The organism is Microcella sp. (assembly GCF_051860105.1).
Taxonomy (GTDB): domain Bacteria; phylum Actinomycetota; class Actinomycetes; order Actinomycetales; family Microbacteriaceae; genus Microcella.
On sequence record NZ_JBHYEO010000008.1, the window covers coordinates 17338 to 37362 of the forward strand.

Consider the following 20025-nt stretch of genomic DNA (forward strand, 5'->3'; position numbering starts at 1 on the left):
CGATGATGCTGACGACCGGCACCGACGACGGCACGGGCGTCGACTGGGCTGCCGCCTGGCGCGGCATCACCGACTTCCTGACCACCTACGAGGCGCCGTTCCGCATCGTCGGCGTCATCGTCGGCGCGGTGGTGCTGCGATGGGTGCTCGTCGTCGTGATCCGCCGGGTCGTCGACCGCGTCGTCTCGGGCGTGAAGAAGGCGCAGAACGTCGACGACACGGTCGAGCTCAGCGCCTCGCCGTTGCACGCCGTGCGCGTCGTGCAGCGCACGCGCACGATGGGCACGGTGCTCAACAACCTCGTCACCTGGGCGATCGTCGCGGTGGCGATCGTGCTCGTGCTGGGCGAGCTGGACTTCTCGGTCACGGCACTCATCGCCTCCGCGGGCATCCTCGGCGCCGCCCTCGGTTTCGGTGCCCAGAACGTCGTGAAAGACATGCTCAACGGTCTCTTCATGGTGTTCGAAGACCAGCTCGGCGTCGGCGACATCGTCGAGCTGCAGTCGACCCAGGGGCCGGTGGGCGGCGTCGTCGAGATCGTCGGTGTGCGCGTGACCCAGATTCGCGACGTCGGCGGGGTGCTCTGGTACGTGCGCAACGGCGAGATCATCAACGTCGGCAACAAGTCGCAGGGCTGGGCGCGCGTCATCATCGACCTGCCCGCGCCCTACACCTCGAACGTCGACGAGGTGCAAGAGGTCATGCTCGCCACCGCCAACGCGATGGCCGACGAGCCCGAGTTCAAGCGCAAAGTGCTCGAGCCGCCCGAGATCTGGGGCATCGAGTCGATCTCGGCCGAGGCCCTCGTCATCCGCCTGGTCATGAAGGTGCGCTCGGGCGACCAGTTCGACATGGCGCGCGCCCTGCGCCTGCGGCTCAAGCTCGCCCTCGACGAGCTGGGCGTGGCCGTGCCCTCGCTCAACCGCATCGTCATGGACGGCATCGACGCGCGCGAGGCCTCGCGCGCGAGCCGCCGCCCCGTCACGCCGCCGGAAGACAGCGACCTGTGATGGCCGCTGTGAAGGAGGACTGACGCATGGTCGAACTCGGCCAGCGCAACGCTGACGACCCGCAGAGCACCTTCTATGAGCAGGTGGGCGGCCACGAGACCTTCGAGCGGCTCGTGCGGCGGTTCTACGAGGGTGTCGGGGCCGACCCGGTGCTGAAGCCGATGTATCCGGACGACGACATGGAGGGCGCCATCTGGCGCCTCACGGCCTTCCTCGAGCAGTACTGGGGTGGCCCGGGCACCTACAGCGAGCAGCGGGGTCACCCGCGACTCCGCATGCGCCACAACCCCTTCCACATCAATCCGGATGCCCGCGACCGCTGGCTGGGCCACATGCGCGCCGCCGTCGAGAGCCTCGCGCTGCCGCCCCTGTTGGAGGCAACGCTGTGGGATTATCTGGAGCGAGCCGCCTTCGCCATGGTCAACACGTTCGAGGAGACATAAGTGACCGACGCCGCCCCCCAGCCCGACCCGTATCGGCCCGACCCCTACACGCCGGCCACCCCCGCCGCGCAGTTGCGCGCCCCGGAGGGCACCGACCCCTCCACCCCCTGGATCTGGCTGATCCTGGTCATCCCGATCGTGCAGTTCTTGCCCGTCTTCCTGATCGACTGGGAGTCGTTCATCGTCGCGAGCATCACCGACACGACGGGCCTCGGTGCCACCGCCGCGCTCTTCTCCCCCGGCTATGTCGCGCTCATCGCGCTCGGCTGGATCGGCAATGCGCTGCTGATCTGGTTCGCCTACCTCGACTGGCGAGAGCTGAAGCGGCGCGGTGTGCCGCAGCCGTTCCACTGGGCCTGGATGTTCCTCGTGCTCGCCGTAAGCTACGCGGTCTACCCCATCGGCCGCGCGGTCGTCGCGAAGCGACGCACCGGCCGCGGGCTCGACGTCATGTGGATCACGATCGCCACACTCGTCGCCGGCCTCGTGGCCGGGGTCGTGCTCAGCATCGTGCTCGTGCAGCTCACGATCGACAACCTCGACCTGGTGACGTTCGGGCCCTAGCGAGATGAGCACCCCCCTGAGCGACGCGATCATCGTCGGCGCGGGCCTCGCAGGCCTCGTCGCCGCCGCCGAGCTGGTGGATGCCGGCAAGCGGGTCACGATCGTCGATCAAGAGCCTGAGGCGACGTTCGGCGGGCAGGCGTGGTGGTCGTTCGGCGGGCTGTTTCTCGTCGACAGTCCTGAGCAGCGGCGGATGGGCATCCGCGATTCGATCGAGCTCGCCCGGCAGGACTGGGCCGGCACCGCGGGCTTCGACCGGCCGGAGGACGACCACGCGCGAGCCTGGGCAGACGCCTACCTCGAGTGGGCCGCGGGCGAGAAGCGCGCGTGGCTGAAGCAGAAGGGCATCGGGCTCTTCCCGGTCGTCGGCTGGGCCGAGCGCGGCGGCGACACGGCGACGCGGCACGGCAACTCGGTGCCGCGCTTCCACATCGTGTGGGGCACGGGCCCGGCGATTCTCGAGCCCTTCCTCGCGACGGTGCGACGCGGGGTGGATGCCGGCCTCGTCACCCTGCTCTTCCGTCACCGGGTCGACGCCCTGACCGTGACCGACGGGCGCGTGGTCGGCGTCAGGGGCAGCATCCTCGCCCCCGACGACGCGGAGCGGGGCGCGCCCTCCACCCGCGTCGAGGTCGGCGAGTTCGCGCTCGAGGCGAACGCGGTCGTCGTGGCCACCGGCGGCATCGGCGGCAACCACGACCTCGTGCGGGCGTCATGGCCCGAGCGGCTCGGCACTCCCCCGCAGCACATGGTGAGCGGCGTGCCCGCGCACGTCGACGGCCGCGGGCTCGGCATCGCCGAGGCGGCCGGCGCGCGCCTGATCAACGGCGACCGCATGTGGCACTACGTCGAGGGCATCCAGAACCACTCGCCGGTGTGGGCGCAGCACGGCATCCGCATCCTGCCCGGCCCCTCGAGCCTGTGGCTCGACGCGACCGGCCGCCGCCTGCCCACACCGCTCTTCCCCGGCTTCGACACGCTCGGCACGCTCGCGCACCTGCGCACGACCGGCCATGACCACAGCTGGTTCGTCACGACGCAGTCGATCATCGAGAAGGAGTTCGCGCTCAGCGGCAGCGAGCAGAACCCCGACCTCACGGGCCGCAGCGTGCGCGAACTGCTGCGGCAGCGGCTCGGCAAAGGCGCGACAGGCCCGGTCGAGGCGTTCAAGGAGAAGGGCGCCGACTTCATCGTGGCGAGCTCGGTCGACGAACTGGTCACCCGCATGGCGGCCCTCGAACCGGATGCCCCGCTCGACGTCGCCCGCGTGCGCGACGAGATCGCCGCGCGCGACCGCATGCTCGACAACGCGTTCGGCAAAGACGCCCAGCTGACGGCCATCCGCGGCGCGCGGAAGTACCGGGGTGACAGGCTCATCCGCGTCGCGCCGCCGCACCGGTTGACCGACCCGAAGCACGGCCCGCTCATCGCCGTGCGGCTGCACGTGCTGACGCGCAAGAGCCTCGGCGGCATCCAAACCGACCTCGAGTGCCGCGCGCTCGACGCGACGGGCACGCCGATCGACGGGCTCTACGCGGTCGGCGAGGCCGCCGGATTCGGGGGCGGCGGCGTCCACGGCTACCGCTCGCTCGAAGGCACCTTCCTCGGCGGGTGCCTGCACACGGGGCTGCGAGCGGGGCGAGCGATCGCCCGCAGCTAGCCCGCCAGCGACCAGGCGCTCTGCTTGACGAGCACGTGCCCGCGGGCGGTGCTCAGGCGGATCCAGGGACCCGTCGCGAACTGCTGCACGAGGTCGTCGCCGAGAAACCCCAGGCTCTCGAGCGCGAAGGCCGTGCCGGCCGGCAGGTGCTCGGCCTCGGGCAGAGGGCGCCCCCACACCTCGCTGCGCACGCGATGCACGATCTGCTCACCCGTGCCCTCAGGAATCGCCGTCGCGACCTCCTCGATGCCCGCGCGGGCCGCGGCCGCGAAGCCCGTGGGCGCGAGCGGGGCCATCCGCTGCCAGCCGCCACGCGGAGGCGAGATGCCCGCCCACACGATCGTGCTCACGGCGGCCGGCAGGCCGATCGTGACCGGGGTCGTCGGGTCGGCGCCCTCCGTGATCGCCGCGAGCGCGGCATCCACCCGCACCTGCAGCGACCGGATGGGCACCACGACATCGAACGCACCCTCGGCCAGTGCCAGCGTGCGCAGACCGAGCACGGTCGGGCCACGGTCGAGCAGGCCCTTCGGGGTGATGACGGCGACATACACGGCGAGCACGCCGCTGTCGGCGATCAGCCGCACCGCACCGGCCTCGTCGAGGCGCGACGCACGCGCGAGCAGCACCGAGAGATCCTGCGCGGCGGGGAGTGAGGAGAGGGTGAACGACGCGTTCATCGCTCTCTAGACTACGCGGGTGACCGATACCCCTCGTGACCCCGTGTTCACTGAGCCCATGGTCGGCGACCCCGTCGCCGACATGCTCGCTGCTCTCACCCTGACCGACACAGAGGCCCGCACGCGGGAAGACATCTTCACAGCGCCGAGCCTGTGGACCCCGCAGCGCCGCGTCTTCGGCGGCCAGGTCGCGGCGCAGGCCGTGCTCGCGGCGATGCGCACGGTCGAGGCCGACCGCTTCATCCACTCGATGCACGGGTACTTTCTGCGGCCCGGCGACGACGAGCAGCCCATCACGTTCTCGGTCGACCGCATCCACGACGGCCGCTCGTTCTCGACGCGGCGCACCCAGGCGTACCAGAACGGCGCGCCGATCCTCTCGATGATCGCGAGCTTCCAAGACGTCGACCCCGGCCTCGAGCACCAGGCGACCATGCCCGCCGGAATCCCCGACCCCGACGACCTGCCGAGCGCGCGCGAGATTCTCGGCCCCATCGACCACCCCGTCGCGCAGTACTGGGCCAACAGCCGACCGTTCGATCTGCGGCACGTCGAAGACCCCATCTACTTCGCCCCCGGGCCCGAGGCCGTCGCGCACCAGGCCGTGTGGTTCCGCACGACGGCGCCGCTGCCCGACGACGAGAACCTGCACCGCGCGGCGCTCGCCTACGCGAGCGACTACACGATCCTCGAACCCATCCTGCGCCGGCACGGCGCCACGTGGGCGACGCCCGGGCTGAAGATGGCGAGCCTCGACCACGCGATGTGGTGGCACCGCTTCGCGCGCGTCGACGACTGGCTGCTCTACGTGCAAGAGTCGCCGAGCGCCCAAGGCGGCCGCGGGCTGTCGCAGGGGCGCATCTTCACCCGCGACGGGATGCTCGTCGCGAGTGTCGCGCAAGAGGGCATGGTGCGCATCCCCGAGGCGTGACCCCCTAGCGGTGTGCGCGAGCGGCCTTGAGCACCCCGTCGATGCACTCCCAGAGAGCGATCGCCCCGAGCGCGATCGCCGCGACCACCATGGTCTGCTCGCCGAGCCGCAGAAGCTCGGGCACGTCTGCTAGCTGAGCCGAGAATGCCGGGTTCACGAAGGAGTCGGTGAGCAGGAGCACGATCATCGGTACGGCGAACGCCAGAGTGAGCACGATGTTGCCCACCGCGAGCCCCAGGCTCCATACACGACGGCGGTAGAGCACGATCGCGAAGACGAGCTCGGCCACAAGCACGACGACGAAGTACGGAATCCACCACGCCCAGAGCTCGGGCGCCAGGAACGGGATCGCGGCGCCGTCGGCGTCGCGGAAGGCCGGGAAGGCCGTTTGGGCGACGAGCCCCGCCACGAGGAACAGCAGCCCGAGAACACCCCCGACGAGCACATCGACCCCGACCTGCGGTTTCGCCGACGAGTCGGGCAGGCGATCAAGCGACCACGCGACCACTGGGCGATCACCCGCACCCGTGCGCTCGATCAGCGCGAACACGACCGTCACCCAGAAGACCAGCGCGATTCCGACGCTCATGACGGTGCCGACGACGTTCGCCACGATCTCGAGCGGGCCCGACCCAGCGAGCGCCTGCGCGATGGTGAGAGCACCCGCCACGATGGGCAGCACGATGCTCAGCAGCACCGTCAGCAGCCGGCGCCAGTCGAGGTACACGGCAGGGCCGATGAGGTGCAGCGGCTGACCCGCGTAGCCCGCGGCGAGGCGGTCGGGGTCGCCGAGCGCGGTGAGGGCATCCCGTTCAGCGGTCTCAGGGGCGGACCCGGCCTCGACGCGCGCCTCGATCTCATCGGTGATGGATGCCCGCAGCTCGGTCGCCACGTCAGAGCGGCCCTTCTCAGGCAGTCGGCGCACGACCGCGGCGACGTAGCGCTCGGTCAGGGTGGGGGTGGTCACGATGCTCCTCCTTCAGAAAGACGCACGAGGGCGTCGGTGATGCGGCGGGATTCGTCGAGCAGCCGGGAGGCGAGGGCCTCGCCCTCGACGCTGGTGCGGTAGAACTTGCGGGGCCGGCTCTCGTCGGTGTTCCACTCGCTCGTGAGCAGCTGCTGGCTCTCGAGTCGGCGCAGCAGCGGGTAGAGCGTGTTGGCGTCGACATCGACCCCGGCCTCGGCAAGCTGCTCGAGCAGCGCGTAGCCGTAGCCGGGCGTGCGCAGGGCGAGCAGGCTCGCGAGCACGACCGTGCCGCGTCGCAGTTCTTGCAGGTGGCCAGCGTCAAGGGCCGACAGTTTAGGGGACGAAGTGCTCACGGCCGACACGTTACTGTGTGTCACACAGTATTGTCAACGAAACATCGTCGTGTTGAATCACTGTGTCAGAGCGGGCCGCTAGCATCGGCGCGTGCGCCTCGCCCCCGACCTGCCCGCCGGGCGGATCGACCGATCGGGCTATGAGCTCGTCGTCGACGAGCGCTTCACGGGCCCCGACCTCGACCCGGCGCGCTGGCTGCCGCACTACCTGCCGCAGTGGAGCACCCCCGAGCGCTCAGCCGCGCGGTACGCGCTCGGCCCCGAGGGGCTCACGCTGCGCATCGACCACGACCAGCCCGCGTGGAGCCCGGAGTACAACGACGAGCTGCGCGTCTCGAACCTGCAGACCGGCGTTCGATCGGGGCCAGTGGGCAGCGGCTCGGGCCAGCATTCCTTCCGCGAGGGGCTCGTCGTGCGCACCGCGCAGCCGGAACGTCGACTGTGGCTGCCGCACCACGGCCTCATCGAGGTGCGCCTGCGGGCGTCGCCGCACCCGCGCGCGCTCACCGCGCTGTGGCTCATCGGGTTCGAGCACGTGCCCGAGCAGTCGGGCGAACTGTGCCTCGTCGAGATCTTCGGCCGCGACATCCGCCCCGACGGCTCAGCACGCGTGGGCCTCGGCATCCACCCCTTCGCCGACCCCGCCCTGCGCGACGACTTCGTGCAGGTCGAGACTGCGGACGACGTGCGCGAGTGGCGCACCTACTCGGTCGAGTGGATGCCCGGCGCGGCGCGCTTCTTCATCGACGACGTGCTCGTGGCCGAGGCCGACCAGTCGCCCGCGTACCCCCTGCAGCTCATGCTCAACCTCTACGAGCTGCCCGACGGCACACCGCGCGATGCGGCGGAGTACCCGCTCGAGGCCGGAGTGCAGTGGGTGCGCGAGTGGCAGCTTCGCTGACTACTGCTGCCGGAAGACCAACGGTGCCTCCACGAACGGCGACCACGCTGCGCGCTCCAAGTCGTCGATGCGTCGCGGAGCACCCGACTCGCGGTCGGCCAGCACGATTGTCGTGGCGGCGCGCACATAGAGCGTGCGCGGTTCGTGACCGACGGGGCTGTAGACCTCGTAGCAGACCTGCAGGCTCGCTCCGCCGAGCTTGCCGATCCACAGCTCGACGTCGAGCGGCTCGCGGTGGAACGGGATCTGCGCGCGGTACTCGATCTGCTGGCCGGCGATCAAGGTGATCGAGTCGGCGCCCGGACCCGTCGTCAGCACCGCGGTCGGGGCACCCGTCGTTCCGCCGCCCCAGAAGGCGGCGATGCGCGCCTCTTCGAGCAGCGTGAACATCCGCGCATTGTTGACGTGCGCGTAGGCGTCGAGATCGCTCCACCGCAGGGGAACAGCGACGTGCAGCCGGGTCATCGAGTCTCGCCGCGCGTCAGTCGCGCGTGAGCTTGCGGTAGGCCGAGCGGTGCGGCTTGGCCGCCTCGGGGCCGAGGCGCTCGATCTTGTTCGCCTCGTAGGCCTCGAAGTTGCCCTCGAACCAGTGCCAGTACGACGGGTTCGCCTCGGTGCCCTCGTACGCCAGGATGTGCGTGGCGATGCGGTCGAGGAACCACCGGTCGTGCGTGATGACCACCGCGCACCCGGGGTACTCGAGCAGCGCGTTCTCGAGGCTGCCGAGCGTCTCGACATCGAGGTCGTTGGTGGGCTCGTCGAGCAGCAGCAGGTTGCCGCCCTGCTTGAGAGTCAGCGCGAGGTTGAGCCGGTTGCGCTCACCACCCGAGAGCACTCCCGCCTTCTTCTGCTGGTCGGGGCCCTTGAAACCGAACTGCGAGACGTATGCCCGCGACGGAATCTCAGTCTTACCGACCTGGATATAGTCGAGGCCGTCGCTCACGACCTCCCACAGCGTCTTGTTCGGATCGATGCCGCCACGGCTCTGGTCGACGTACGAGATGTCGACGGTCTCGCCGATCTTGAGGGTGCCGCCGTCGAGCTCCTCGAGCCCGACGATGGTCTTGAACAGCGTGGTCTTGCCGACGCCGTTGGGGCCGATGATCCCCACGATGCCGTTGCGCGGAAGAGTGAACGAGAGGCCGTCGATGAGCACGCGGTCGCCGAAGCCCTTCTTGAGCTTCGTCGCCTCGATCACCTGCGATCCCAGGCGCGGGCCGACGGGGATCACGATCTCCTCGAAGTCGAGCTTGCGCGTCTTCTCCGCCTCCGAGGCCATCTCCTCGTAGCGCGCGAGGCGGGCCTTCGACTTGGCCTGACGACCCTTGGCGTTCGAGCGCACCCACTCGAGCTCGCTCTCGAGGCGCTTGGCGAGCTTCGCGTCTTTCTTGCCCTGCACCTCGAGGCGGGCCGCCTTCTTCTCGAGGTAGGTCGAGTAGTTGCCCTCGTACGGGTAGAGGCGGCCGCGGTCGACCTCGGCGATCCACTCGGCGACGTGGTCGAGGAAGTACCGGTCGTGGGTGATGGCGATGACGGCACCGGGGTACTTCTGCAGGTGCTGCTCGAGCCACAGCACGCTCTCAGCATCGAGGTGGTTCGTGGGCTCGTCGAGCAGCAGCAGGTCGGGTTTCTCGAGCAGCAGCTTGCACAGCGCTACGCGGCGCTTCTCACCACCAGAGAGGTGGGTCACCATCTCGTCTCCGGGCGGGCAGCGCAGAGCATCCATCGCCTGCTCCAGCTGCGAATCGAGATCCCAGCCGTTCTGCGCGTCGAGCTCCTCCTGCAGCGTGCCCATCTCGGCCAGCAGAGCGTCGAAGTCGGCGTCGGGGTCGGCCATCGCGAGCGAGATCTCATTGAAGCGGTGCAGCTTATCGGCGAGCTCGCGCACGCCGTCCTGCACGTTCTCGAGCACCGTCTTGGTCTCGTCGAGCTCGGGCTCCTGCATGAGGATGCCGACGGTGTAGCCGGGGCTGAGGCGCGCCTCGCCGTTCGAGGGCGTGTCGAGGCCCGCCATAATCTTGATGATCGTCGACTTTCCGGCCCCGTTGGGGCCGACCATGCCGATCTTCGCGCCGGGGAAGAACGACATCGTGACGTCATCGAGGATGAGCTTGTCGCCGACCGCCTTGCGGGCGCGGACCATGGTGTAGATGAATTCGGCCATGCCCCTCAGTCTAGAGAGAGCGTGCGACCTACCAGGCACCGGCCCGAGCCGAGCACGTCGGCGAGCTCGGTCTGCAGAGTGCCCTGCGCGACCTGGCCGAGCAGGCACTGCCCGTCGATGAGAACGGAGAACAGGATCGAGTCGGCGGGATCCCCCACGCGCGTCGTATCGGCCGTGACCTCCATCGCCGCGCGGTCGAAACCGGCAGCGACGAGGGTGTCGACGATGGCGAGGCTCGCGGGCTGCGGAGTCGTCGCCAGCAGCTGCTCGATGACGAACTCGAGGTACGGCCGGTTCTGCCCTGCCGTGCCACCCGGAACGAACTCGGGATCAGCCGTCGGGGTCGGTGAGGGTGTTGCCGTCGCTGGCGATGCTGACGGGGTGCCCACCGGATCCGGTGCATCCGCCACGCACGCGGAGAGAGCGATCACGACGACCAGCGCCGCCGCTCCGAGGGGGGTGACCCGCGATGCGGGGGATGCTCGTCTCACCATTCCCGCCTCGCCTCCTCCCCCCGTGGTCGCACCCTGCGACCACCGCACGATCCTACGGTGCCGCACCCGGCGAGCCCGGCCGTTCGCAATACGAACACGACCGGAGGCCGTGCCCTTGCGACGCTCCAGCGCTCAGAGCATGATTCAGACACGGAACACGGCGGGTGGTGATCGGGGGATCACCGGGGGCCCGCGCTGAACCGGTGGTTCGGAATCGTTCGGGTCGATTCCGAGCTCCTGCGATGAACGGTCGTTCCTGGTCTCTTCGGGTGAGACCAGGGACGACCGTCGTCGTTCAGCCACAATGGTGGTCGACCCCGAGCTGCGGCACCCGCTCGGCAGACGCAGAGGCGGATACCCGGCGATGACCGTACGCGAGGCGCTCGGCGGCCCTTGGGCGGCCCACTGGCTCCTGCTCGTCGCCTTCCTGCCCCCCAGCACCCTCCTCGTGCTGCTCCGCGAGACGGTGACACCCTTCCCCGAGTGGTGGTGGCCCCTGGTGTCGGCGCTCGCCCAGCACCTCGTGACCGCCGCCGTGATCGTGATCGGCGCGGCCATCGCCCGGCGCGTCCACGCGATCATCCCGGTCGCGACGATCCTGGCGATCTGGGCGCTCGGTGCCGGGCTCCGCGGCATCGTCGCAGGCGCGATCGCGCAGGAGGTGGCCGGAGTCGACCCGGAATTCCTCACGCGCACGGCCGTCTGGAGCATCGTGAGTCTGGTGTGGGTGCCGCCACTGGTCTACGCGATCGCCCAGTTCGAACGTCGTCGCCTCATCGTCGGCGCTCTGGATGTGACCGAGTTCGAGCTCGAGCACGAGCGACCCCGAGCCAGCGCCTCCAGCGCCGACGTTCAACTGAGACTGCGGCACGCCATCGCCGAGTCGCTCGCTCCCGCCCTGCGCGATCTGGAAGCCAGCCTGGAGGCCAGCCGCACGTCGCTCGACCGGGCGTCGGTAGCCGAACTGAGCCTCCGGCTCTCGCAGCTGCACGACGACACGGCTGACCTCCTCGACTCGGCGCGCTCGACGGCCGCCCCTCCCCCGCCCGCTCGGGCGTCTGTGCGTCGAGCGCTCGAGATCCCGCCCCGCCGACCCTGGCTCACCGCCCTGCTCGTCGCGATCGCCACCACGACCCTCGTCGTCTTCGACGTGTGGCGCATCTTCGGACCTCTGGCGGCCATCGAGGTCGTCATCTCGACCATTACCGCCGCCATCCTCATCGGCGCCGTGCCCGCGACTGTCGCGGTCGTGAGCCCGCACGCCCTGATCGCCAACGGACAGAAGACGACAGTCGTCGCCACCCTGCTCGGTATCCTCGCCGCGACCTATCTCATGCTCAACAGCGGCATCGACCCGATCACGTGGCACGGGCTCCTCATCGTGCCCCTGCTCGCCATCGGACTCATCATCGCCAGCGGCACCTACCTCTCGGCCATCGTCCTGGCAGATTCGAACGAGGACGCCGACGCGCGGCTCGCGTCGCTGCAGCACGAGCTCGACGCTCTGCGCGAGCACAACGAGCAGCTTGTCGACCGCGAGCGGAGCCGGCTCTCCGAACTCATGCACGGGCCTGTGCAGGGGCGCATCGCGGCCTGCATCATGGCGCTGAACTTCCACGCGACCAGCGACACCGACGCTCACCAGACGCAGAACCTGATCGACTCGGTGCTCGATCACCTGCGGGCCGTCTCGCGCGATCTCGCGCAGATCGCCGCCGGGGTCGGTCGGGCATCCCCCTAACGGGGGTGCGGCCCAGGACGTACGGCCCTGTCGGCGCTGCGCCGCACCGCCGTACACTTCAGCCATGACCACGCCCGAAGGGTCGCCGGCATCAGTGCTGATCGCCGATGACGACTCTCTCGTGCGCGGAGTGCTGCGCATGGCTCTGACACGCGCCGGTTATGTCGTGTTCGAGGCGCGGGATGCCGACGAGGTCATCGCTGCGGCGGCGGAGCACACTCCCGACCTCGTCGTGCTCGACATCAACATGCCCGGAGGAACCGTGCACGACACCCTGGGGTCGATGCGCGAACGCGAACCCGACCTACCGGTGCTCGTTCTCAGCGGCGAGCTGCGTCCCCCTGCCGATCTGACCGGTCCGGCGAGCGACTTCGCCCGCAAGCCCATCGACCTCGACGACTTCCTTGATCGCGTGCGCCGACTTCTCGAGAACTCCCGCGGTACGGCGTGATTCCCGATCCTGTCGCTTCCCGGCTCGATGAGATCGTGCGGGCGCTGCGCGTCGCCCTGCGGGAGAGCCCCGACGCGGCGTTCGTGCTCGACCTCGAGGGCCTGTTCCTGATGGCGAATCGCACGCTGTGCGCGTCGTTGCGCGTCGAGGAGCGAGAGCTCATCGGCCGGAGGTTCGCCCTCGCGGCGCGGTCGACCGACCCCGAACGGATCCTGTCGAACTTCCACGCCGCGCTGAGCGGCTCGCCGTCGCGGTATCGCGGATCGGGGACGCGCCCGAACGGCGAGCCCTTCGTCGCGGAAGTCACGCTGTTGCCAATCCGGGTCGACGGCGTCGTACTCGCCGTGCTCGGCACCGCCGTCGACCTCACCGAGGCCGACCGGCACGATGTCGAAGCCCGGCGCGGGGAAGAGCTCGTGCGGCTCGCCGGACGGATCGCCCAATTCGGTGGTTGGTCTGTCGACGCCGAGACCCGGATGGTCGTGCTGTCGGAGGGGGCGCGACGCATGCTCGGCCTGCCCGACGACGTCACCGATCTGACCGCCGACGCCTGGGCCATGCACCCCGATGAATCGCGGGAGGGCGTCAGCGACCTCCTCGAACGCTGCTTGACCGACGGTGAGCCGTTCGACTTCGAGACGGTCATGGTGACGGCCTCGGGCGAGCGGCTGACCGTGCGCACGCTGGGCGAGGCCGACGTTCTGGCCGACGGAACGATCGTCGGAGCCCACGGCGCCATCTGGAACGTCTCAGACACGGTAGCGGCACGAGAGCGGGAGCGGGAGCTCGAGTCGCGCCTGAGCGCCACGCTCACGTCGATCTCCGACGGCGTCTACTTCCTCGATGGCGAGGACCGCCTCTCGTACGCAAACCCGCGCGCACGCGAGATGCTGCGGTTCGACGAGGAGCAGTTGCGCAGCACGCCCCTGTGGGCGCTCTTCCCGGAGGCAGTAGACGCCGGCTACCGCGACGCGTTCGACCGTGCTCGCGCCTCGGGTGAACGGGTGATGCATCGCGCGTACTACGAACCGTTCGATCGATGGTTCGAGACCACGGCGTATCCGGCCGGCGACGGCCTCGCCGTGTACGTGCGCGACGTGACCGAAGACGAGCGCGCGCGCGAGACCGTGCGGCGCACCCAGAAGCAGCTCGCGCAGCAGGCAGCGCTGCTCGACCGGGCGAGCGACGCGATGCTCCTGCGTGAGCTCGACGGAACCGTGACCTACTGGAACGCCGCGGCCGCCACCCTGTACGGCTGGGCGGCCGAGGAGGCCGTCGGGCGCAGCGTGTTCGAGCTCATCGGAGTCGAGGCCGAGGCCCGCACGGCGGCGCTCGGCGAACTGATGCGCACCGGAACCTTTCTCGGAGAGCTCGAGGAGCGCACGCGCGACGGCCGGACTGTGATCGTCGACTGCCGCTGGCAGCTGCTCTACGACGAGAACGGCGAGCCGCAGTCGATCTTCGCCGTCAACACCGATATCACCGAATACCGTCGCGAGCAGGATGCTCGGAGCCGGGCGCAGCGGCTCGAGAGCCTCGGCACGCTTGCGGGCGGCATCGCACACGACCTCAACAACATGCTCACTCCCGTGCTGATGGCGGTGCAGATGCTCGAGCTCGACGAGCAGGACCCGTTCCGTCGTGAACTGCTGTCGACCATGGAGACCTCGGTCAAGCGGGGGGCCGACATGATCAAGCAGGTGCTCTCGTTCGCTCGAGGCGTCGATGGTCAGCGGGTCGCCGTGGACATCGACGCGCTCCTCGACGAGCTCGTGGCCTTCGCCCGCGACGTGCTGCCGAAGTCGGTCACCGTGGAGGTCGAGCGAGCCGACGAGCTGCCGGCGACGATCGGCGACCCGACCCAGCTGCTGCAGGTGCTCGTGAACCTCGTCACGAACGCGAAGGACGCGATGGATGGCGCGGGGCACCTGCGCATCTCAGCCTGCACGCTCGAGGTCGACGACGATTACCTCTCCGTCAGTCACGCCCCGGCACCCGGCCGGTACATCACCGTCGCCGTCGAGGACGACGGGCACGGCATGCCCGCGGCGGTCATCGAGAAGATCTTCGAGCCGTTCTACACGACCAAGACGCAGGGCAAGGGCACGGGCCTCGGCCTCGCGACCTCGCTCGCGATCGTGCGCAGCCACGGCGGCTTCATGCAGGTCTACAGCGAGCCTGATCGCGGTACACGGTTCATGGTGGGCCTGCCCGAGTCTCGTGTGGAGACCGACGGAACCGTCGCCGCTCCCGCCAGCCGTACCGCGCTTCCCCACGGGAACAACGAGCTGGTGCTCGTGGTCGACGACGAGGAGTCGATCCGTCGCGTGACGACCCGCACCCTGGAGGCGCACGGCTACCGCACGATCTCCGCGGCCGATGGCCGAGCCGCCATCGACCTCATCGAGAACGGCGGGCAGACGGTCGACCTGGTGCTCACCGACATGATGATGCCGGTGATGGACGGCGCGGCGACGAGCGCCTACCTCGAGGAGCATCACCCGGACATCCCGATCATCGCCTCGAGCGGACTCACGTCGGGGAGCAGTGAGTCGCGCGCCGTGGGAATGGGGATCGCGCGGTTCCTCGCGAAGCCGTACACGACGGGCCAGCTGCTGCGGGCCGTTCACGATACTCTCCGCGAATACCGATCGAACGACGAGGAGACCGAGTGACCGAGCCGGAGACCCGCCAGTTGCGTGTCGTGATCGCCGACGACGACGCCTTCACGCTCTCGCTCGTCAGCGGCGGGCTGGAAGCCAAGGGCTTCGCGGTGACGGCGGCGACGTCGGTCGCGCAAGCGCTCGAGGCGGTGCGCGCGGTCGATCCGCACGCGGTGGTCAGCGACTTGAACTTCGGCACGGTCGAGACGGGGTCTGAGCTGCTGCAGCAGGTCGCGGAGGAGTTTCCGTGGGTGGGGCTCGTCGTGCTGACGTCGCACCGCTCCCCCGAGCTGGCGGTCGCGAACCCAGAGAAGATCCCCCCCGGGGCCGTGTATCTCGTGAAGTCGCAGCTCGGGCGCATCGACGACCTCGCCGAGGCGGTGCACCGGGCGATCTCCGGGCAGACGGACGATGATGGGCTCTTCGACGACGAGCGGCCGGATGACGGCGTGCCGACGGTGACGGCGGCGCAGGCCGACGTGCTGCGCATGCTCGCGGAGGGCGCCTCGACCCGTGCGCTCGCTGAAGCTCGAGGGACGACCGTGCGAGCGGTCGAGACGATGCTCAACCGGCTGTTCGTGGCGCTCGGTCTCGACACGGGCGAGAACGCGAACCCCCGCGTCGCGGCCGTGACGATGTGGCAGCGCGGGGGGATCCGCGTTCGATAGCGGCGTGCGCGCCGCTCGCCGACCGATTCAGAACGGGGTGGATGCCCCGCTCGCCGCGAACGCGGGCTCGACCTCATCGGTCTCGAGCACCGCGGCCGGCCCGGCATCGGCCGTCGCGCCCGACGGGTCGGCCGTCTCGAACGAGTCGGCGGTGCCGGCACCGTCGGTGCTCTCGCTCTTCGCCGCGATCACGCTGCGCGTGAACGTCGCCCGACCCCACGTCAGGTCGTGCCCGATCGACTCGGCGTCGATCTCGATCGTGGTGCCCGACTTCTCGCCGCTCTCCCAGTCGCGGATGCGCACACGGCCGGTGACGATCACACGCTGACCCTTCTCGACCGAGCTCGCGACGTGCGTGCCGAGCTGGCGGAACGCGGTGATGGTGTACCAGTTGGTGTCGCCGTCGACCCAGCTGTTCTGCGTGCGGTCGAAGCGGCGCTGGTTCGACGCGAGGCGGAACGAGGTGATCGTGAGGCCCTCGCTCGTGACGATGTGGCGCGGGCTCGTGGCGACGAGGCCCGTCAGGGTGATGATGTCGGTCATGGCGTGCTCCTGAGGGATCGGTGACGACGCCGGATCGGGCGCCGGGTGGGCGCCGACGGTTCGTGCCGGAGAACGCCGGCGCCCGGGGCGAGCATGCTCGATCGCCGGCACCGCCGCCGTACCGAGCATCCGGTCGCGGGAGAACGCCCGACGGGTCGGGGGTGGGGAGGAGCGCCGGTCGCGACTGCTACGACGAGCTCCAGTGCGCCGCGTGCAGTCGGTCGAACGACTCGAGCAGCAGGTCGAGAGTGAATTCGAACTCGAACTGCTCATCGCACGCGCCGGAGGGACTCCGGGCGGCTGAGTCGAGCGCGATCGCCGCTACGTGGGGGAAGTGCTGGGCCATCGCCGCGACCATCGCGCGCTGAGCCTCCGCCTCGACATCGGTCGGTGGGGGCGGCGCAGTGTCGCCGGGGCGCGGTGGCGGCGACGCGAACGCCTCGGGGCTGAACCCCCAGATGCGATGACCGAGGGCGTGCATCGCGTGGTGCACGAGATCGTACGAGAGGCCGCCGCGCGCGAACTCCCCGGCGAGGGCATCCATGTGACCCAGCACAATCGGGGTGCGCCGAGTGGCGGCTTCGATGGCAGTGCGCAGCCAGGGATGCTCGAGCAGGGCATCCCGCGCCGACAGCACGCGCTGCCGCACCGCCTCCCGCCAGTCGAGGCCAGCCTCCGGCGGCCGGTACCCCGCGACAACGAGGTCGATCATGCCGCTGACGAGATCGTCCTTGTCGGCGACGTGCTTGTAGAGGGCCATGGGCACGACGCCGAGCTCGGCGGAGAGGTGCCGCATGCTCACCGCAGCCAGACCCTCACGATCGGCGAGGGCGACGGCCGCCGTGAGCACCTGGGTTCGATTGAGGGGTGGAGCCGTGCGCGCCGTCGCCGCTCGCGCGTCGGCCGGCGTCACGAGAGTCTCCTGCTTGACATGGTGTACAGCGTACGCCTATCGTGACGGACGGCCAAGGTGTACGCCGTACACCACCCCGGCCGGACATCCCGAAAGGACACCATGACCACCGACCGCCGCCTCGCCCTCTGGGCGGGCATCTTCTATCTCGCGACCTTCATCACGTCGTTCCCTGCCCTCGCCCTGAAGACCCCGCTGCTCGCCGGCGAGACCGAACCGGGGCTGGCCGCCTGGGGTCTCGTGTTCGAGATCACGCTCGCGTTCACCTGCGTCGGTACGGCGATCGCGATCCTGCCCCTCGCTCGCCGGGTCAGCGAGACCCTCGCGGTCGGCTTCGTCGTCTCACGCACCATGGAGGCCGGGGTGATTCTCACCGGGGTCGCGGCCGTTCTCGCTCTGATCACCCTGGGCCCGACTTCTGCCATCGCTCCCGCACTCGTCGAGCTGCACGACGCGGCATTCCTGCTCGGCCCGGCATTCATGTCGTCGATCAACGCCTTCCTGCTCGGCACGATCATGCTGCGCGGCCGCCTCGTGCCGCGCATCATCCCGATCATCGGGCTCATCGGGGCCCCGCTCCTGCTGCTCTCGTCGTACGGTGTCGTGCTGGGCCTCTGGGAGCAGACCGGCACGGTCGGCGCTCTCGCCGCCGTGCCGATCGCTCTGTGGGAGTTCTCGCTCGGCGTGTGGCTGATCGTGAAGGGCGTGCGGATGCCCGCGCCGACCCCGAGCGCCGCTACGACTGCGTCCGCGCCCGCCACCGCAGCTCGCTGATGACCGCGCGAGGGGCTCTACAGCGCTGCCGACCAGCGCTGCGAGCCTCTCGACGAGGCGTGAACGACAGCGCCCAACGGCGGTCGTACGCTGGTCACATGGCCGACACCAATGACGCGTACCGCGCCGCCTCGAATCGATATGACCTGCTCGACTACGCGCGGGTGGGCCGCAGCGGGCTGCGGCTGCCGCGCATCTCCCTCGGCCTGTGGAACAACTTCGGCGACGACCGCCCTCTCGAGACCCAGCGCGCGATCCTGCGCCGCGCCTTCGACCGCGGGGTGACGCATTTCGACCTCGCCAACAACTACGGCCCGCCCGCGGGGAGCGCCGAGGAGAACTTCGGCACGATCCTGCACGACGACTTCATGCCCTACCGGGACGAGCTCATCATCTCGAGCAAGGCGGGCTACTACATGTGGCCCGGGCCGTACGGCGAGTGGGGCTCGCGCAAGTACCTGCTGAGCTCGCTCGAGGCGAGCCTGCGGCGCATGCGCCTCGACTACGTCGACATCTTCTACAGCCACCGCCCCGACCCCGAGACGCCGCTCGAGGAGACGATGGGGGCCCTCGCCACCGCGGTCACGAGCGGCAAGGCCCTCTACGCCGGCATCTCGAACTACGACGCGCAGCAGACGCGCGACGCGCACCGCATCCTCGGCGAGATGGGCATCCCCCTGCTCATCCACCAGCCCCGCTACAACATGTTCGATCGGCGCATGGAAGACGGCCTGCTGGATGCCCTCGCCGAGCTCGAGCTGGGCAGCATCGTCTTCTCCCCGCTCGCGCAGGGGCTGCTCACCGCTCGGTACCTCGACGGAATCCCCGCCGACTCGCGCGCGGCCGAGGGTCGCTGGATCAGTGGCGACAACATCGACGAGGTCTACCTGGGCCGGGCGCGCGCGCTCAACGCGATCGCCGAGGCGCGCGGCCAGTCGCTCGCCCAGCTCGCGCTGCTGTGGGTGCTGCGGCACCCGCAGGTGACGAGCGCGCTCATCGGGGCGAGCAGCGTGCGCCAGCTCGACAACAGCCTCGACGCACTCGAGGCCCCCGCACTGACCGCTGACGAGCTCGCCGCGATCGACCCGCACGCGGTGCACGGCACCGGCGCGAAGAACTAGTCGACGCTCGTGGGATACCTGTACGCCCTGCTCGCCGCCGTGCTCTTCGGGGCCAACGGCAGTGTGACGAAGGTGACCATGGAGGCGGGGCTGAGCCCCGCGCAGGTCACCGAGTTCCGCCTCGTCGGCACGGCCGTCATCGCCGGGCTCGTGCTGCTCGTCGTCGATCGGCGAGCGTTCCGCCTGCCGCGAGCGCAGTGGCCGGTCATGCTGTTGCTCGGCATCGTCGGCGTCGCACTGCTGCAGGCGACGTACGCCGCCGCCGTGCAGATCCTGCCCGTCGGCATCGCGCTACTGCTCGAGTACACGGCCGTGCTCATGGTGGCGCTCGTGGCGTACTTCGTGCTCAAGGAGCCCGTGAAGGCCCGCCTGTGGGTCGCGATCGGCTTCGTGCTCATCGGCCTCGCCGTCGTGGCGCAGGTGTGGGCGAGCACGCTCGACGTCATCGGGGTGCTGCTCGCCCTGGCAGCCGCCGTGTGCCTCGCCGTGTACTTCCTCGTGGGCGAACGGCAGGTGGCGCGCATCTCTCCGCTCGCGGTGTCGTTCTGGACGATGAGCATCGCGGCCGTCTTCTGGAGCTTCGTGAGCGGCTGGTGGGAGCTCTCGCCGAGCATCCTCGCGACCCCGGTCGACATCGGCGGCGCCGGCGGCGTGCTCGAGGTTCCGATGGCCCTGCCGCTCGCCTGGAACGTGCTGCTCGGCTCGTTCGCGCCCTTCCTGCTGAGCCTTGCGGCCCTGCGGCACCTGCCGGCCACCGCGGCGGGCATCGTCGCCTCGAGCGAGGTCATCTTCGCCTTCGCTGTCGCGTGGCTGTGGCTCGGCGAGACCCTCGACGCCGTGCAGATCATCGGGGCCGCGATCGTGCTCGTGGGCATCATCCTGGCCCAGACCGCCCGCGTAGGAAAGGTCGTCGACGCCGACCTGGCGCTCGCGACCGGACCGATCGCCACCGTGCCGACAGTAGAGAGATCCTCGCGCGAGTAG

At 69.8% G+C, this 20025-nt stretch carries 21 protein-coding genes; 13 read left to right on the top strand and 8 right to left on the bottom strand.

The annotated features are described in order from the left end of the window. The first annotated feature begins 2 nt into the window (after nucleotides 1-2). Genes ACTIE9_RS06225 through ACTIE9_RS06240 form a run of 4 tightly spaced genes read left to right on the top strand, consistent with a single transcriptional unit; the run spans nucleotide 3 to nucleotide 3677 of the window. Nucleotides 3-1010, top strand: coding sequence for a mechanosensitive ion channel family protein (locus tag ACTIE9_RS06225; RefSeq protein ID WP_439564713.1), 1008 nt, complete (start codon nucleotides 3-5; stop codon nucleotides 1008-1010). Nucleotides 1011-1036: 26 nt separating this feature from the next. Next, nucleotides 1037-1453 carry a globin gene (locus tag ACTIE9_RS06230; RefSeq protein WP_439564714.1) on the top strand — a complete coding sequence of 139 codons (417 nt, stop codon included), beginning with the start codon at nucleotides 1037-1039 and terminating at the stop codon, nucleotides 1451-1453. After that, on the top strand, nucleotides 1454-2017 hold the full coding sequence (locus ACTIE9_RS06235; protein WP_439564715.1) for a hypothetical protein: 564 nt from the start codon (nucleotides 1454-1456) through the stop codon (nucleotides 2015-2017). Between the two features lie 4 nt (nucleotides 2018-2021). Further along, entirely contained in the window at nucleotides 2022-3677 is a 1656-nt protein-coding gene (locus tag ACTIE9_RS06240) for an FAD-binding dehydrogenase (RefSeq protein ID WP_439564716.1), read from the top strand. On the opposite strand, the gene ACTIE9_RS06245 is transcribed toward ACTIE9_RS06240, so the two are convergent. Then, nucleotides 3674-4357: a hypothetical protein gene (locus ACTIE9_RS06245; protein ID WP_439564717.1), complete on the bottom strand. Its 684-nt coding sequence runs from the start codon at nucleotides 4355-4357 to the stop codon at nucleotides 3674-3676. The genes ACTIE9_RS06240 and ACTIE9_RS06245 overlap by 4 nt on opposite strands. Nucleotides 4358-4415: 58 nt before the next feature. Here ACTIE9_RS06245 and ACTIE9_RS06250 point away from each other — a divergent pair, with 58 nt between their 5' ends. Next, nucleotides 4416-5288, top strand: coding sequence for an acyl-CoA thioesterase (locus ACTIE9_RS06250; RefSeq protein WP_439564807.1), 873 nt, complete (start codon nucleotides 4416-4418; stop codon nucleotides 5286-5288). Between the two features lie 4 nt (nucleotides 5289-5292). Here the strand turns inward: ACTIE9_RS06250 and ACTIE9_RS06255 are convergent, their stop codons facing one another. Both ACTIE9_RS06255 and ACTIE9_RS06260 read right to left on the bottom strand, forming a co-directional pair. Continuing rightward, nucleotides 5293-6255, bottom strand: a complete 963-nt coding sequence (locus ACTIE9_RS06255; RefSeq protein ID WP_439564718.1) for a permease prefix domain 1-containing protein — start codon at nucleotides 6253-6255, stop codon at nucleotides 5293-5295. Continuing rightward, nucleotides 6252-6608, bottom strand: coding sequence for a PadR family transcriptional regulator (locus tag ACTIE9_RS06260; RefSeq protein WP_439564719.1), 357 nt, complete (start codon nucleotides 6606-6608; stop codon nucleotides 6252-6254). The genes ACTIE9_RS06255 and ACTIE9_RS06260 overlap by 4 nt, the downstream gene beginning before the upstream one ends. Nucleotides 6609-6699: 91 nt before the next feature. Between ACTIE9_RS06260 and ACTIE9_RS06265 the strand changes: the two genes are divergently transcribed. Next, nucleotides 6700-7509 (top strand): glycoside hydrolase family 16 protein, encoded by an 810-nt coding sequence (locus ACTIE9_RS06265; RefSeq protein ID WP_439564720.1) that lies wholly within the window; start codon nucleotides 6700-6702, stop codon nucleotides 7507-7509. On the opposite strand, the gene ACTIE9_RS06270 is transcribed toward ACTIE9_RS06265, so the two are convergent. Genes ACTIE9_RS06270 through ACTIE9_RS06280 form a run of 3 tightly spaced genes read right to left on the bottom strand, consistent with a single transcriptional unit; the run spans nucleotide 7510 to nucleotide 10215 of the window. Then, on the bottom strand, nucleotides 7510-7974 hold the full coding sequence (locus ACTIE9_RS06270) for an acyl-CoA thioesterase (RefSeq protein WP_439564721.1): 465 nt from the start codon (nucleotides 7972-7974) through the stop codon (nucleotides 7510-7512). It lies immediately after the preceding gene. Between the two features lie 16 nt (nucleotides 7975-7990). Continuing rightward, nucleotides 7991-9673 (bottom strand): energy-dependent translational throttle protein EttA, encoded by a 1683-nt coding sequence (gene ettA / locus ACTIE9_RS06275; protein ID WP_255159051.1) that lies wholly within the window; start codon nucleotides 9671-9673, stop codon nucleotides 7991-7993. A 5-nt stretch (nucleotides 9674-9678) separates the two neighbouring features. Next, entirely contained in the window at nucleotides 9679-10215 is a 537-nt protein-coding gene (locus tag ACTIE9_RS06280; RefSeq protein WP_439564722.1) for a DUF6993 domain-containing protein, read from the bottom strand. 316 nt (nucleotides 10216-10531) lie between these two features. On the opposite strand from ACTIE9_RS06280, the gene ACTIE9_RS06285 reads away from it, so the two are divergent. From ACTIE9_RS06285 to ACTIE9_RS06300, 4 genes are all read left to right on the top strand, one after another. Then, the gene (locus ACTIE9_RS06285; RefSeq protein WP_439564723.1) at nucleotides 10532-11908 is read left to right on the top strand and encodes a hypothetical protein; all 1377 of its coding nucleotides are present in this window, start codon (nucleotides 10532-10534) and stop codon (nucleotides 11906-11908) included. 64 nt (nucleotides 11909-11972) lie between these two features. Further along, on the top strand, nucleotides 11973-12359 hold the full coding sequence (locus ACTIE9_RS06290) for a response regulator (protein WP_439564724.1): 387 nt from the start codon (nucleotides 11973-11975) through the stop codon (nucleotides 12357-12359). After that, nucleotides 12356-15034 (top strand): PAS domain-containing protein, encoded by a 2679-nt coding sequence (locus ACTIE9_RS06295; protein ID WP_439564725.1) that lies wholly within the window; start codon nucleotides 12356-12358, stop codon nucleotides 15032-15034. Before ACTIE9_RS06290 ends, ACTIE9_RS06295 begins: the two co-directional genes overlap by 4 nt. After that, complete coding sequence (locus tag ACTIE9_RS06300) at nucleotides 15031-15690, top strand: response regulator (protein WP_439564726.1); 660 nt, start codon at nucleotides 15031-15033, stop codon at nucleotides 15688-15690. Before ACTIE9_RS06295 ends, ACTIE9_RS06300 begins: the two co-directional genes overlap by 4 nt. A 27-nt stretch (nucleotides 15691-15717) precedes the next feature. Here the strand turns inward: ACTIE9_RS06300 and ACTIE9_RS06305 are convergent, their stop codons facing one another. Together ACTIE9_RS06305 and ACTIE9_RS06310 are read right to left on the bottom strand one after the other, a co-directional pair. Continuing rightward, on the bottom strand, nucleotides 15718-16233 hold the full coding sequence (locus ACTIE9_RS06305) for a single-stranded DNA-binding protein (protein ID WP_439564727.1): 516 nt from the start codon (nucleotides 16231-16233) through the stop codon (nucleotides 15718-15720). 187 nt (nucleotides 16234-16420) lie between these two features. Beyond that, a complete protein-coding gene (locus ACTIE9_RS06310; protein ID WP_439564728.1) occupies nucleotides 16421-17146 on the bottom strand; it encodes a TetR/AcrR family transcriptional regulator in 726 nt (241 codons plus the stop codon). A 102-nt stretch (nucleotides 17147-17248) separates the two neighbouring features. On the opposite strand from ACTIE9_RS06310, the gene ACTIE9_RS06315 reads away from it, so the two are divergent. From ACTIE9_RS06315 to ACTIE9_RS06325, 3 genes are all read left to right on the top strand, one after another. Continuing rightward, nucleotides 17249-17920, top strand: a complete 672-nt coding sequence (locus ACTIE9_RS06315) for a DUF4386 domain-containing protein (protein WP_439564729.1) — start codon at nucleotides 17249-17251, stop codon at nucleotides 17918-17920. A 98-nt stretch (nucleotides 17921-18018) separates the two neighbouring features. Continuing rightward, nucleotides 18019-19041 (top strand): aldo/keto reductase, encoded by a 1023-nt coding sequence (locus tag ACTIE9_RS06320; protein ID WP_439564730.1) that lies wholly within the window; start codon nucleotides 18019-18021, stop codon nucleotides 19039-19041. 9 nt (nucleotides 19042-19050) lie between these two features. Continuing rightward, on the top strand, nucleotides 19051-20025 hold the full coding sequence (locus tag ACTIE9_RS06325) for an EamA family transporter (RefSeq protein ID WP_439564731.1): 975 nt from the start codon (nucleotides 19051-19053) through the stop codon (nucleotides 20023-20025).

Bases quoted from the DNA above. Each gene is read 5' to 3' on its own strand.
- ACTIE9_RS06225 (WP_439564713.1), top strand. From the start codon at position 3: ATGATGCTGACGACCGGCACCGACGACGGCACGGGCGTCGACTGGGCT.
- ACTIE9_RS06230 (WP_439564714.1), top strand. From the start codon at position 1,037: ATGGTCGAACTCGGCCAGCGCAACGCTGACGACCCGCAGAGCACCTTC.
- ACTIE9_RS06240 (WP_439564716.1), top strand. From the start codon at position 2,022: ATGAGCACCCCCCTGAGCGACGCGATCATCGTCGGCGCGGGCCTCGCA.
- ACTIE9_RS06245 (WP_439564717.1), bottom strand. From the start codon at position 4,357: ATGAACGCGTCGTTCACCCTCTCCTCACTCCCCGCCGCGCAGGATCTC.
- ACTIE9_RS06250 (WP_439564807.1), top strand. From the start codon at position 4,416: ATGGTCGGCGACCCCGTCGCCGACATGCTCGCTGCTCTCACCCTGACC.
- ACTIE9_RS06270 (WP_439564721.1), bottom strand. From the start codon at position 7,974: ATGACCCGGCTGCACGTCGCTGTTCCCCTGCGGTGGAGCGATCTCGAC.
- ettA (WP_255159051.1), bottom strand. From the start codon at position 9,673: ATGGCCGAATTCATCTACACCATGGTCCGCGCCCGCAAGGCGGTCGGC.
- ACTIE9_RS06285 (WP_439564723.1), top strand. From the start codon at position 10,532: ATGACCGTACGCGAGGCGCTCGGCGGCCCTTGGGCGGCCCACTGGCTC.
- ACTIE9_RS06290 (WP_439564724.1), top strand. From the start codon at position 11,973: ATGACCACGCCCGAAGGGTCGCCGGCATCAGTGCTGATCGCCGATGAC.
- ACTIE9_RS06305 (WP_439564727.1), bottom strand. From the start codon at position 16,233: ATGACCGACATCATCACCCTGACGGGCCTCGTCGCCACGAGCCCGCGC.
- ACTIE9_RS06315 (WP_439564729.1), top strand. From the start codon at position 17,249: ATGACCACCGACCGCCGCCTCGCCCTCTGGGCGGGCATCTTCTATCTC.
- ACTIE9_RS06320 (WP_439564730.1), top strand. From the start codon at position 18,019: ATGGCCGACACCAATGACGCGTACCGCGCCGCCTCGAATCGATATGAC.